Source organism: Nocardia nepalensis, from assembly GCF_048910785.1.
GTDB lineage: Bacteria > Actinomycetota > Actinomycetes > Mycobacteriales > Mycobacteriaceae > Nocardia > Nocardia nepalensis.
This window is the reverse complement of sequence record NZ_JBKBET010000037.1, coordinates 619574-632831: the sequence shown is the minus strand read 5'-3', so window position 1 is coordinate 632831 and position 13258 is coordinate 619574. Positions and strand designations below refer to the sequence as shown.

The following is a 13258-nucleotide window of genomic DNA, read 5'->3' as shown; positions in this document are numbered from 1 at the left end:
GGGCTGTGGTGCCTGCGCTTCCGGCGTCGGCGTGGTTGGGGCCGGAGTTGGTTGTGGTGCTCGGGATTCCGGCGTTGACGGAGCGGGGTTTGGTTGTGGTGCTTGGGATTCCGGTGTGGAAGGGGCGGGGGTTGATCCCGGTGGGGTCGGGGTTGGTTGCGGTGCTTCGGATTCCGGTGTCGATCGGTCGGGGATCGGCACGCGGGGTTGGGTGGGAGACGGTGTCTGTTCGGAATCTTGTGCGCCGGGTTGGCGGTGGGACTGCGGGGGCGTCGCGCCGGGTGTGCCGGGGAGCGAGGGGGGTGTGGGGAGGGCGGGGACGGCGGTGCCTGCCATTTGGTAGGCCGGTTTGTAGATCATGTTCATGGCGAGGACGGCTTCTTGGCGCAGTGCCTCCTGCGCCATTTGCGCGTTGATCACATTGGCGGCTTCGAGCAGGCGGGCGACGGTGCCGATCGGGCCCGAATTGCCCGGTGGCACAGCGGCGATCTTCACCGCTTCGGCGGCCGCGGCCACGGCGCCGAGGCGGGCGCCGACCTGGCCCATGATCGCGGCGAGTTCGTCGACGGAATCGGCGTAGCTGCGGGCGCTGGCATAGGCGGCGTCGGCCGCGGCGCCCTCCCAGGCCATCGAATTCATCACCCGATCCGAGCCGGTCCGGGTCAGCGGGAACGAACTGGCAAGCGTCCCTGCGACTTCCATCCAGGTGACCGAGGCGTTGAGGATCTGGGCGGCATCGATCTGCTGGGTCTTGGCGTAGATCTCCTCGTGCTTCATCGACTCGAAGTGCTCCATCGAGCTGATGTAGTCAGGATCGTTACCACGCCCACCCCCCGCAGAATCACTGCGCCATGCCGTACTCATCGCGGCACCCGCGATTCAATCGCGCGCAACGCCGCGGCATTCGCGGCATCGGCCTCCTCGAAAAGTCCGCCGCTGATCAGAAACGCCTCCTTCATCCGGTAAGCGGCCTCGATGTAGTGGTCGAGCAGGGTGGCGGCGTCGCGGGCCTTGTGCGCGAATCCGGCCTGCAACTGCTGCGCGGAAACGAATCCGCCGAATCCGTCGAGCTCGCCCGCCGATTCGAGGCGTTGTCGCAGATAGATGAGCTGGTCGGCCTGGTGGTCGTACATCTCGGCGCAACGCCGCGCCGCATCCGGATCGAACTTGACGGTGCCCGCCTGCGCCTCCTGCTTGAAGCGGGCAATATCGGCTCGGCTGCTCTCGATCGTCATGACACCCCCCGGGGGATCGGTCGGTCCGCCTCAGACTAACCGTTGGCTAGGCGTCCGGATGAAATAGTTACGGTAGGCGACGGCTATCGGGCCTGCGCGGGAATGCGTTTCTGCAGCTGCGTGGCGAGTTGCTCGGCCGACGCGGGCACGATGTGCACCGTGTCGCCCGCCTTGATCAGATAGCGCCCATCGCCCTTGACATCGATCCAGGTGTAGTGGATCGGCGGCTGCGGCGTCGGATGGTCCAATCGACCCTCGATCCGGATATGCCCCTCGGCGGTATGCGGCTTCAGCAGCAGCCGCCGGATCGATGGGACCGAACGCTGCGAGACGACCACGACCTCGTCGTCGCGGATCGCATCGGCGGCGGCGGCCCGCGGCGGTTCGTGACCGGCCGGGACCGTGGGCAGCAGCGACGCGATCCGAGCCCCCAGCTTGGTGCTGAGTCCGATCGAAAGACGCACGCGCCCGCCGAAATCCGGGCCGGTGCCGGGTTCCTGGACGGCGAGTACGGCGCGGTCGTAGATCGCACAGGCCAGCAGCCGGATCTCGGTGCCGGGGCCGTGTCCGCCGCCGATCGCCATGATCCTGGTCTGCGGGGTGGCCATGATCCGCAGGCATGCCGACAGATCCGGATCGCTGCGCGGTGGTAATCGCTCGTTGAGCTGTGCGCGCAACTTATCGGCGTCTGCCTCGGTCCGCGGCGTCTCCAGGATGCGCAGCGGATACGGGTGACGATCCAATTCGGTTTCGCGCCAGATATGGGCGAACTCGTCCGGTGTGAATGTCCAACTCACGCCGAATCACTCCTAACAACCCACGAACGTCGTACCGCTCGCCAGCGACTGCTTGCGGCTCGCTCGGAAGGCTCAGCTTACTGGTGGCTCGAGGCGTTCGAACCAAGTCTTTGGCAAGCAGTACCACAGGATTGCGGGCTAACGTCGAAGTGAAATCTCGGATATATCCAGACAGCCCCTTCGGTTCGCGCCGCCATGTTGTGCCGGAGCGCCTGCTCCGGCGCGGTGAACGGGGGTGATGGGAGAAATGACTTGCAGGTACTTGGACCGTGGACCGACTCGGCAACGTTTGCCGCGCTGGCCGGGGGTAAAGCGCGTGGGTTGTACACCTTGCACAACGGTGGCTTCCGCGTCCCCGACTGGGCGGTGCTCGGCACCGACGTCTTCAACCGGTTCCTGAACGAGACCGCTACCGACGCCGATCTGACGGCACTTGTGGTGAATGTCACATCATCGGATGACTTGGCCGCGGCTTTGGTCGCCGGTGCCGAATTGCGCGCCGCGATCGTCGCCGCGCCGCTGCCGCCGACGATCCTCGAGCTGATCGGCGATGCCTACGCCCGAATCGGCGCGAGCGCCATCGCGGTCCGATCCTCGGCGGTCGTCGAGGACGGACCCGGCCACTCATATGCGGGCCAATTCGACTCCTTCCTCAACGTCAACGGCGTCGACGCGGTCGCGATGCGTGTGCGCGACTGCTGGGCCTCGGCGTTCTCGGAAAGATCCATCCGCTACGCCTTCGCCCACGGACAGCCGCGGGCCGCCGCCATAGCCGTTGTCCTGCAACGGCTTATCGATGCGAGCGCCAGTGGGGTGATGTTCACCGCGAACCCGATCACCGGCGCCGCCGACGAATTGGTCGTCAGCGCGGTGTACGGACTCGGCGAGGGGCTGGTATCGGGCGCGGTGGACGCCGACTCGGTGGTGGTCGACAAGTCCTCCGGCGCGGTGCTGGAAACGACTGTGGGGGACAAGGATCGGACCTACGCGCCGGCAGGGGAGCAGGGCTGCGCGGTGCTCGAGGTCGAGCAGCAGCGCCGCGAGAGCGCCGTGCTCTCGGATGCCGAACTGGCGGAGCTGGTGGAGTGGGGACGCAAGTTGGAGGCCGATGTCGGTGCGCCACAAGACATCGAGTGGGCCATCGATGCCGACGGGCTCTGGCTGCTGCAGTCTCGGCCGATAACCACCGCGGTCATCGACGGTGCAGTGCGTGCTGCGGCGCTGCGCGGCGCGGGTGAGGTCGTCGCCGACGGCGAACAGCGAATCTGGGACAACTCCAACATCATCGAGAGTTTCAGCGGCATCACTTCACCGCTGACCTATACGACGGCCGCCGACATCTACGGCCGCGTGTATCACGGCTATGCGAAATCGCTGCGGGTGCCCGCCGAGCAACTGCGCCAGACCGATCGCTGGACTCCGGTGCTGCTCGGCTACTTTCACGGCCGGGTCTACTACAACCTGCTGCACTGGTACCGGATGGTCGGCATCGCACCCGGATATCCGTTGAACCGGAAAGTGCTGGAGGCGGCGCTCGGTGTCGATGAACCGCTGCCCGATGAGATCGCTGAGACCTTGCGTCCGTTCACCTTCCGCACACCCCTGGCTCGACTGCGGTCGCGTGCCGTCACTACGGTCACATATGTGCGGCGGTTGTTCGGCATCGACGATATGGTCGAGCGCTTCATGGCCGAGTTCTATCGCGTCTACGACGAATACGACGCACTCGACTACGCCACGCTGACCGGTGAACAGGCCTACGTGGCCTACCGCAAGGTCGACCGAGACCTGGTCGAACGCTGGGGCCCGCTGATGGTCCTCGACGCAATCCTGTTGACCTGCACCGGTCTGATGTATCTGCTGACCAAGCTGCTGCTGCCGAAGGCGCCAGAATGGTTCCTGTACGCCGTGGTCGGCCCCGGCGCGGATGTCGAATCCGCCGAGCCGGCCCGCGCCATGACCGAGCTGGCACGGTTCGTCCGCACCGATCCCGAACTGGTGTCATTGATCAATTCGACACCGCCGGAACAGATTTACGACGCGTTGGGTGATCGCGCCGAACTCCTGGCCCGGGTCGAGGACTACATCGATCGCTACGGCTATCGCAGCCTGGACGAGCTCAAGCTCGAAACACCCGATCTGCGTGAGGATCCCGCGAGCCTGTTCATCATGTTGCGCAGTGCGATCGGGCGCGTCGGCGAGGCCGCACAGCACAGTCGCGGTGCCGAGGCGGATGAATACCTCGACGCCAATCTGCGCGGCTTCCGGCGTCGGATCTATGAACGCCTGCGCGGCAAGGTGAATCGCTGCGCCGCGCATCGCGAGCGGCTGCGGTTCTGTCGAACGAGGGCCTTCGGCATGGTCAAGCGGATGATCCGGGTGATGGGCCGAGATCTGGTGGCCCGCGGCGTCATCGACGAATTCGGCGACGTCTTCGCACTGACCGTCCAGGAATTGCGCGGCTGCTATGAGGGCGCCGACACGGCCGGTCTGCGCGACCTGGTCGCCGCACGGAAAGCCCAGCGCGCCAGGGACGCCGAACTGGTCGCCCCGGCACGGTTCGTCACCACCGGCTCGACCTTCGGGCGCGCCGAACTCGCGCGCCAGGGCTGGGTGCCGGTCGCCGACACTCCGGCCGCCACCGTCGGCACCGTCCTGCCCGGAACGCCATCGGCGTCCGGGCTGGTGGAGGGCAATGCGGTGGTCGTCGACGAGCCACGCGACGTCGCAGGCGGCATTCTGGTCGCGTACCGCACCGATCCCGGCTGGGTGGCCGCGCTGCCCTCGGCATCGGCGCTGGTAATCGAGCGCGGCAGCCCCCTCACCCATGTGGCGATCGTGGCGCGGGAGTTGGGAGTGCCGACGGTGGTCCAAGTCAAGGACCTGACCAAGAAGATACGTTCTGGTATGGGAATACGCGTCGACGGTACCAACGGTACCGTTACCGTGCTGTCGGGAGGAGATCTGCGGGATGAAGCCGGATAAAGACGTTGCCGCAGTTCGTAATTGGCTGGCCGATCCGGCTCGCGACGCCGGAATATATTTGGCCGACGAGGCCGACGGCTGGGAGTACCGCAGCTATCACGATCTCGCGGAGCTGAGCTGGTCGATCGCGGCGCGCATGCGCGAACACGGTATGGGCAGCGGCGACGGCGCTTGCGTGATCATGCCGACCGGATTCCCCTGTGCCGCCGCGTTTTACGCGGTGTGGGCCTGCGGTGGGGTCTTCACTCCGGTCGCACCCCCGATGTTCGGCGACCTCGACCAGATCATCGCCCATATCGCGGCCATTCTGGAGCAGGCCCGGCCGCGCTTGGTGGTGACCTCGGTCGAGTTCGAGCAGTTGGTGCGCAAAGCGGCGCAGGCGGCGGGGCGTACCGATGAGCCGCTGGTGATCGATGCCGCGAAGCTGGGGCCCGCGCCGACCGAGCGCGAATTCGGTGAGCCCGACGAATGCGCGCTGCTGCAATTCACCTCCGGGTCCACCGGGACGCCGCGCGGGGTGCGGGTCAGCTGGCACAACCTGGCCAATAACATCGCGATGATCTCCGCGCTGATCGACTGGCGGCCCGGCGAAACCATGGTCTCCTGGCTGCCGCTCTATCACGATATGGGCCTGGTCGGGGCGTTTCTCACCACCGTGACCAATCAGGGCGATCTGTATCTGATGCGCCCGGACCAGTTCGTTCGCGACCCCGCGCGCTGGCTGCGCGCCATGGCGCATGCCCAGCACACGCCGTCGCCTTCATTCGCGCTCGGCTATGTGGCGCATCGAGTCGCACCGGAGGAGATCGCGGAGCTGGACCTGTCCGGATGGCGCACGCTGGCGGTCGGATCCGAACCGGTCGAGGTGGCCGATCTCCAGTCGTTCGCGAATCTCGCTGGTAGCCGGGGCTTTTCGACAAACGCCTACTCCCTCGCCTACGGCTTGGCCGAGGCGACGCTGATGGTGACCTCATCCGCGCGCAACCGCCCCATCACCGCGCTGCGGCTGGACAATCCGAATCTGCGCTTCGGCGAACCGATTACGGTCCTCGCCGAAGAACTGCTCGACGACACCCACCGTGTCGAGGGCTCCGGGTGGATTACGGGTCTCGGGTATTCGACGCCCGAATCGACCGTGCGGGTGGTGGATGAACGCGGCAGGGAACTGCCGGACGGCACTCTCGGCGAGATGATCGTGGTCGGCGATTCGGTCGCATTGGGCTACTCCGGGGAACCCAGGGCCGGTTCGTCCACCCGGATCGTCGAAAGCGTGCTGTTCACCGGCGATGCGGGATTCCTGCACAACGGTGAGGTTTTCGTCCTCGGCCGGATGGGGTCGAGTCTCAAGGTGCGCGGCCGGTCGGTATTCATGGAGGACATCGAATCCCGGGTGGCTCAGGAAACCGGGATCACCAAGGGCAAACTCGCCGCGGTCGCGATCACCGAGGCCGGCGCCCAGGGCATCGCGTTGTTCGCCGAATCCGCCCCCGGTGACTGGATCGCGGAGGCGCGCAGGATCATTCGCGGTGAACTCGGGCCCGCGCAGACGGTGACCATCGTGACCGGTCCGCGTGGCATCATTCGCCGCACGTCCAGTGGCAAGCCACGCCGTCGGCACATGTGGCAGCAGTTCGTAGACGGTGCGTTGGCAGGTGCGGTGGTGCACACCGCCGACGGTGTCGCGCAGCCGCGTGCGGACGGTATCGGCACCGACGATGCCGTGCCCGAGCCCGCTCTGCCCGTCGAGCGAGTGCGGCAACTGCTCGATCGTGCACTTGAAAGCGTTGCGGTCCCGCAAAATTCGACCGTTCTATTCGAAGGGTCGCTGGCGGAGGGATTCGGCAATGCCGGATCCGATATCGATTTCCTGGTCGTCGCACCGGGTGCGGAAGACCTGCCGACACTGCCGACGGTTTTGTTCATCGATGGTCGGCGCGTGGAGGTGCGCACCCGGTCCGAGGCGCAGCTGCGCGATCAGCTGGAGCTGGCGGCGGGTGATCCGGACAAGCTCGACGAGGATCTGCTCAACCGGTGTCAGCGCTTCCTGCGCGCGACCGTGGTCCGGTCCGGCTCGCCCGATATCGCGGAACTTCGTGCACTGCTACCGCATGCGCGCTTCACCACGCTGATGGCCGACTGGTGGACCCAGCGTGCGACACAGGCGCTGCGGTACGCGGTCGCGCTGCGGGCATTGCACGCGCAGGACGAGGCCGGGGACTGGGCGCGCGACGGTCTGCTGCAGGCCATGAAGGGCTGGGCGGCCCGCAACGGCGAAAGCTATCTGGAGACCAAATGGCTGCCGCACCAGCTCGATCGCATCGGTCACGACGAGCTGATCGATCGCTATCGCGAACTCAGCATCCACGCCGAAGACCTACTGTGGGAACAGGTTTGGGAATTGGCCGCGGCGCTCGGTGTGCGCGAGGTCGCGGACGATCCGCACCGGCTCCTGTTCGCGCGCAGACCAGGGGTGACGACCTGGACCATCGGCGGTCGCGTACATGTGATCCGCGATGACCGGGATGTCTTCGCGCTCTCGGATCGCGCTGCCCGCGCGTGGCGCTCGGTGGTGTTCCGGCACTCACTGCGCGATGTCCTGGCCCGAGCCGAGCAGGATATCGCCGAGGACCTGATCGAATTCCTCCGGCTCGGCCTGGTCGGGTTGCAGTGGCGCGGTGGCGAACTCGTCGAACCCGCGCTGGCCATGTGCAAGCCGGTCAAGCCATATACGCCGGTGCCGTGCTCGGCCGCGCCAGCGCTCGGCCTGACCGGCGCGGCCCGTGATGATGTGATAGCGACGCTATCGCCGCTGCCCGCAACCCGATTCACCGAATGCGCGCTGAATCTCGTGTGGTCCAATATCGTGCTGGAGAACGCCAGGGAGGATCTGGCAGGGGCGGTCAAGAACTCCCAGGGCGCGGTCGCCGATATCGCGGCACATCGGCTGATCGCCATGGCGGTGCGTGTCCTGTTGTCCGCATTCGGAATTCACCCGCTGCCGGCCGATGTCGCGCCCATGCAGACGCTGCGGCGTCTGTTGCCGGAGCACGCCATGCGCCGCGACGAGCTGCTGACGCGGCTGGAATCGGCACGGCGGGTGCGCTTCTCGGAAATCATCGGCACCGGCGGCGATACCCTCGCCGGCCTGGCGATACTCGATGATTTCGTCACCTCGGTCCGATGGGTCGCCGCGGGCTCCGAGGCGACGACGGGATTCCCGGCCTCCTTCGATTCGCGTGAGCAATGGCGGCGCACCCTGGCGATCGGCTACGACTGGCTGCGCATCGCTGGCTATCTGAACACCGACCTGCCCCTCGACGAGGCCCGCGATCTGCTGACCTCCGGTGGCCAACAACCTCATCTCCGGGAAGGAGAGCCCTCATGACGGCGGTAGCCGACATCACGACCGCCGAGAAGGTGCGCAGACTCGTCCTGGCCATGGCCCCCGAACCACCGGCCGAACTGGCGGACGACCACCGCCTCGTGGAAGATCTCGGATTCGATTCGCTGCGTCTGATGGAACTCACGGTCGTCCTGGAGCGCGCCTTCGGGCTGCCGCGCTATCGCCCGGAGGAGTTGGTCGGTGTCCGCCGGGTCGATGCGGTAATCGCCCTGGTCTCCGGCACTTTGGCGGCCACCGACGACGTCGGTGAGGTGCGCGGATGAGCCGGGGCGATACCGTCCTGGTGACCGGCGCGGCGGGTTTGGTCGGCGCTGAGGTGGTGGCGCGGCTCGCGGCCGCGAGTCGGCCGGTTGCCGCTGTGCTGCACAGCAATTCGACCATCGTGCGCAACGACGGCACGCTCATCGAGGCGGGCACGGCGGTCGCGGGTGACGTCCGGGTACCCGGATTCGGACTGTCCGCGGGGGTCGCCGCGGATCTGGCGGAGCGGGTCGGCGTCATCGTGCACTGCGCGGCGACAACGGCATTCGACGCGACGGCCGCGGAATACGAGGAACTCAATGTGCGCGGCACCGCGAACGCTATCGCGCTCGCCCGCCAGTGGGATGTGCCGCTGGTGCACGTCAGCACCGCCTACGTCTGTGGCATGCGCGGCGGCACCATCACCGAGGATGAGCTCGACGCGGGCCAAAGTTTCGGAAATGGCTACGAGGAGAGCAAGTTTCGCGCCGAACAGCTGGTGCGAGCCGCAGGGGAAGAGGGGCTGCCCTGGGTCATAGTGCGCCCTGGCATCGTGACCGGCGCCAGCGATACCGGCGCGATCCGGGAGTACAAGAACCTCTACACCGTCGTGAAACTCATGGTCGAGGGCAAGCTCCGATCGCTGCCAGGCCGCTACGACGCGACGCTGTCGCTGGCGCCGGTCGACCACGTCGCCGATGTGATCGCCGCTGCCGTACTGGATTTCGATTCCGCGCAGAACCGGACGCTGCACGCGCTCGGCGGTGACACCCTGTCCCTGCGCGAGGTGTCCGACGTGCTCGCCGAATATCCGTCCTTCGAGGTCGCCACCTTCGTACCGGAGGCGACCTTTTCCGAGGACGACCTCGAGCCGATCGAGCGGGAGTACTACCGCCGCATCGGTTCGCTGTACACCAGCTACTTCCGGCGACGCCTGGTCTTCGACACCGACCGCGCCGACGTCCTACTCGGCCAGCCGTCCCCGCCGAGTGGCAAGGAGTATCTGCGGCTGCTACTGGACCACTGCCTGGAATCGGGATACCTGGGACTTCCGCTGCCCTCGATCGAGGATGTCCTGGCCGGCAACGACTTCGGAGGCGTCCGATGACGGCCACAACACCTGAGCCGCTGCGGCAGCTGCTGAGCGCGCTGACGCCGTCGCCGGAGAAGGTCGACGCCTACGTCGCCGACACCTACGTCCAGGAATCCGTCGACCAGCTCGACCGGCTCGGTGTCGATGCGGCCAAGTTCGCCAGACAACATTCGCTGCTGTTGCTCAAGCCGGACGCGATCGTCGCCCGTTCCGTCGAACCGACACTGAACTGGCTGACCGACAACGGATTTCGCGTCGTCGGCGCATGCCGCATCCCGGTGGACCGGCATCTGGCCCGTGCCCTGTGGTACTTCGCCTGGAATATCGCCTCCCCCGAACGCCGACGCCTCGCCGATCTGCTGGTCGGCATCTCGGATGTGCTGGTGCTCGTCGTGCACGGATCCGACGGTGAATTGCCGGTTCCGGTGCGGTTGACCGAGGCGAAGGGCGCGACCGATCCCCGCAAGCGTCGCCCGGGCGAACTGCGGTATCGGCTCGGCCGCCACAACTATCTGCTGAATCTGGTGCATTCACCCGACGATCCCGCCGACGTGCTGCGGGAACTCGCCATCTACCTGGACGAGTGGAGCCGAGCGAGGGTGATCGCACAGGCCTGCACTGGCGAGGACCACTCGGCGGAGGCGACCGCCATCGCGCGGGACCTCTACGCGCGCACACCCGAGCGCACCTTCGAGCGGGCGGATGCGCTCGACCGAGTGCTGCACGATCTCGAACGGGCCGGTACGACGGTTTCACCGGGCTTCGATCCGGCCTCTGATGCGGACTGCGCGCAGCTGCTCTATCTGGCCTGGGCCGACGGCCGCGACCTCGATCCGTGGTCGGCCATCGTACTCGGATCCTATGTACTTCCCATGCGGACGGGCACCGGGCCGCAGACGTTGCGGCCGGTGGCGGCCGAAGAATGGTTGGAGGGTCGACCGTGACCACAGACGCGGCCGCCGTACAGACGGCAAGCCATATCCGCACGATATCCCGGGAACTCGCGCACCGATGCGCGGTCTCCGAAGTGTTCGTCACCTCGCTGGACACCGTGGGCGAGCACACCTTCGTCGCCGGGGCCCAACTACCCAGAATGCACGCCTATTACGGCGACCACGCCGGATCGCTCGCGGTGCGCCACGATCCGCTGGTGGTGATGGAGGCGGCGCGGCAGGCCGCGATCGCATTGACACACAAGTTCTATGGGGTGCCACCCGAAATGGCTTTCGTGGTGCGCACTTTCAATGGCACCGGCTCCGATACGTCAGCTTGGGAGGTCCGCACCGCGCCAGCGGATCTGGTCATGCAAGTGCGAGTTCCGCAGCGGCACCAGCGCGGCGGCGTGCTGCACGGCCTGGATATGGTGCTCGAGATCGAATCCGACGGCGAGCCGATGCTGACGGTGGACGGATCCTTCTCCTGGGTGACCGCACGGCAGTGGTCGGCACTACGCAGCGGATTCCGGGAAAGCCTGGGGCTCGGCCCATTTCGCGGTGCCTCCGCACTCACCGAACGCGCCGAACCGGCCGCGGTGGGCCGAGAGAACTGGCGCAATGTGGTGATCAGCCCGCCGGTTCGCGATGGCGCGATCGCCAGGGCAACGCTCGTTCCAGACCTGGGCCATCCGTTCCTGTTCGACCACCAGCTCGACCATGTCCCCGGCAGCCTGCTCATCGAGGCCTGCCGCCAGACCGCCTTGTCGATGGTCGTGCGTGATCTGCCCCAACTCGAATGTGTGGCAAGCACGTTCGACCGATTCGTCGAGCTGGACCTGCCCGCCGAATGCACCGCGGAGATCACCGATCAGGGTGCGGGCAATATCGTGATCCACTGCGAGATCCAGCAGGCCGACGCCGTGGCCGCCCGGATCGATCTCGAATTCGCCGAGGACGCACTGGTTTCCAAGGCCGATACCGGAGGGATCTGATGGGCGAGGAGTTCAAGGGCAGCGACCTGCTGACCACCACCCGCGCCTTCCGCCGCCGCCTCGACCTGACCCGCCCGGTCGCACGCCAGGATCTACTGGACTGCCTCGACATCGCGGTACACGCCCCGAGCGGCACCAACCGTCAGCCGTGGCGCTTCCTCGTGGTCGAGGATCCGGCGACCAAACAGCAGATCGGCGAGTACTACCGAAAGGGTTTCGCCGCTTACCTTTCCGCGCGCACACCGCGTCCCGACCAACTCGGGGATCTGGCCTCCGGTCAGCACCTCGCCGCGCATCTGCACGAGGTGCCCGCACTGGTCGTCGTCTGCTCCCTGGGGCGTCTGCCCGCGAACGCGTCGCCGCTGCTGCTCGCGAGCTTCTACGGTTCCATCTACCCGGCAGTCTGGAACTTCATGCTCGCTCTGCACGAACGCGGGCTCGGTTCCACCATGACGACCGCGCATCTGGCCTACGAGCGTGAGATCTCCGATCTGCTGGGTATTCCGTTCGACCAGGCCACCCAGGTCGCGATGCTGCCGGTCGCGCATCTGCTGCCCGGTACTCGGGGGCCGGCCCCGCGGCGCACACCGGCCGCGGAGGTGACCATGTGGGACCGGTGGACCGACGGATGAGCCAGCGCAGCGCTTCCTCCGCTGGCCTCCTCGACTCGGTCGTTCGCATCGGTCGCTTCACCGCGGTCATGTACAAGCCGCACTACGTCCTCTACGGCGTGCTCTGGGTGCTGGCGTTGGAGGGCACCGCAGCCCTTGTGTCGCAACCGAATTCGTCGTGGCACCCCACGGGGTCGACGGTCTTGCGCATCGTCGTCGTCGCGTTCGTCCTGCTGTATCTGCGCATGGTCGACGAACAGAAGGACCTCGACTACGACCGCGTCCACAACCCGGACCGTCCCCTGGTCACCGGCGCGATCACCGCCACCGAACTCCGCGCCGCCATGACCGTCATCGCCATCGGGGCGATAGCCGCGAGCCTGACCCTGTCGGCGATCTCCGCGCTCATGATCGCCGCCGTTCTCGCCTACGGGCTGGCCCTGTGGGGTCTCGAGCGCCTGTCGGTCACCATTCGAACCGACATCCTGGTGAACCTGGCCGTCACCTATCCGGTCCAGCTCCTGGTCACCGCCTACGTCATCCTCTCCGCCGCGGATACCGGCGAAGTCCGCGCTACTTGGCAGACCGCCGCCGTCGCTCTGATTTTCGCCGGCGCATTCCTGCAATTCGAATTCGCCCGCAAGACTTCCCGAACGCGCCGTCGCGATGAGCTCTTCTACTCCAATGCCCTCGGCCCCATCGGCAGCACCGCCTTCGGACTGCTGTGCGCCGCCGTCGCAGCGCTCACCGATATCGTCCTCGTCCAACCATGGACCTACACATCGGCTCAGGCAGTTGTCGCCTGGATTCCCTTGGCGCTCTTACTGCTTCCGATCTGGGGGGCGCTGAAGTTCCTGCGCGGCACCCGGCCGGACTACCCGGTACTTCCTGCCGTCCTGTTCATCCTGACGACGTACATAGCGCTGATAACTCAGGCGATCACGCTGACGTAAGCCCCGACGCGGCT

Annotated in this window: 11 protein-coding genes; 8 read left to right on the top strand and 3 right to left on the bottom strand. The window is 66.6% G+C overall.

The genetic code is table 11. The annotated features are described in order from the left end of the window. The 3 genes from ACHQ4I_RS34405 to ACHQ4I_RS34395 form a co-directional block, all read right to left on the bottom strand. On the bottom strand, window positions 1-795 hold a 795-nt coding region (locus ACHQ4I_RS34405), incomplete at its 3' end, for a hypothetical protein (protein WP_420776060.1). 65 nt (window positions 796-860) lie between these two features. Continuing rightward, complete coding sequence (locus ACHQ4I_RS34400; protein WP_420776059.1) at window positions 861-1235, bottom strand: hypothetical protein; 375 nt, start codon at window positions 1233-1235, stop codon at window positions 861-863. An 83-nt stretch (window positions 1236-1318) separates the two neighbouring features. Further along, a complete protein-coding gene (locus tag ACHQ4I_RS34395; RefSeq protein ID WP_420776058.1) occupies window positions 1319-2032 on the bottom strand; it encodes an ESX secretion-associated protein EspG in 714 nt (237 codons plus the stop codon). Between the two features lie 252 nt (window positions 2033-2284). Here ACHQ4I_RS34395 and ACHQ4I_RS34390 point away from each other — a divergent pair, with 252 nt between their 5' ends. From ACHQ4I_RS34390 to ACHQ4I_RS34355, 8 genes are read left to right on the top strand one after another with little or no spacing between them, the layout of a single operon-like run. Then, window positions 2285-5017 (top strand): phosphoenolpyruvate synthase, encoded by a 2733-nt coding sequence (locus ACHQ4I_RS34390; RefSeq protein WP_420776057.1) that lies wholly within the window; start codon window positions 2285-2287, stop codon window positions 5015-5017. After that, window positions 5004-8402, top strand: coding sequence for an AMP-binding protein (locus tag ACHQ4I_RS34385; RefSeq protein ID WP_420776056.1), 3399 nt, complete (start codon window positions 5004-5006; stop codon window positions 8400-8402). The genes ACHQ4I_RS34390 and ACHQ4I_RS34385 overlap by 14 nt, the downstream gene beginning before the upstream one ends. Continuing rightward, entirely contained in the window at window positions 8399-8683 is a 285-nt protein-coding gene (locus tag ACHQ4I_RS34380) for an acyl carrier protein (protein ID WP_420776055.1), read from the top strand. Before ACHQ4I_RS34385 ends, ACHQ4I_RS34380 begins: the two co-directional genes overlap by 4 nt. Then, window positions 8680-9768 carry an SDR family oxidoreductase gene (locus tag ACHQ4I_RS34375; protein ID WP_420776054.1) on the top strand — a complete coding sequence of 363 codons (1089 nt, stop codon included), beginning with the start codon at window positions 8680-8682 and terminating at the stop codon, window positions 9766-9768. Before ACHQ4I_RS34380 ends, ACHQ4I_RS34375 begins: the two co-directional genes overlap by 4 nt. Then, on the top strand, window positions 9765-10697 hold the full coding sequence (locus tag ACHQ4I_RS34370) for a nucleoside-diphosphate kinase (protein WP_420776053.1): 933 nt from the start codon (window positions 9765-9767) through the stop codon (window positions 10695-10697). Before ACHQ4I_RS34375 ends, ACHQ4I_RS34370 begins: the two co-directional genes overlap by 4 nt. Beyond that, window positions 10694-11680 (top strand): ScbA/BarX family gamma-butyrolactone biosynthesis protein, encoded by a 987-nt coding sequence (locus ACHQ4I_RS34365; RefSeq protein WP_420776052.1) that lies wholly within the window; start codon window positions 10694-10696, stop codon window positions 11678-11680. The genes ACHQ4I_RS34370 and ACHQ4I_RS34365 overlap by 4 nt, the downstream gene beginning before the upstream one ends. Further along, entirely contained in the window at window positions 11680-12312 is a 633-nt protein-coding gene (locus ACHQ4I_RS34360; RefSeq protein ID WP_420776051.1) for a nitroreductase family protein, read from the top strand. The genes ACHQ4I_RS34365 and ACHQ4I_RS34360 overlap by 1 nt, the downstream gene beginning before the upstream one ends. Continuing rightward, on the top strand, window positions 12309-13244 hold the full coding sequence (locus ACHQ4I_RS34355; protein ID WP_420776050.1) for a UbiA prenyltransferase family protein: 936 nt from the start codon (window positions 12309-12311) through the stop codon (window positions 13242-13244). Before ACHQ4I_RS34360 ends, ACHQ4I_RS34355 begins: the two co-directional genes overlap by 4 nt. Window positions 13245-13258: the final 14 nt, after the last annotated feature.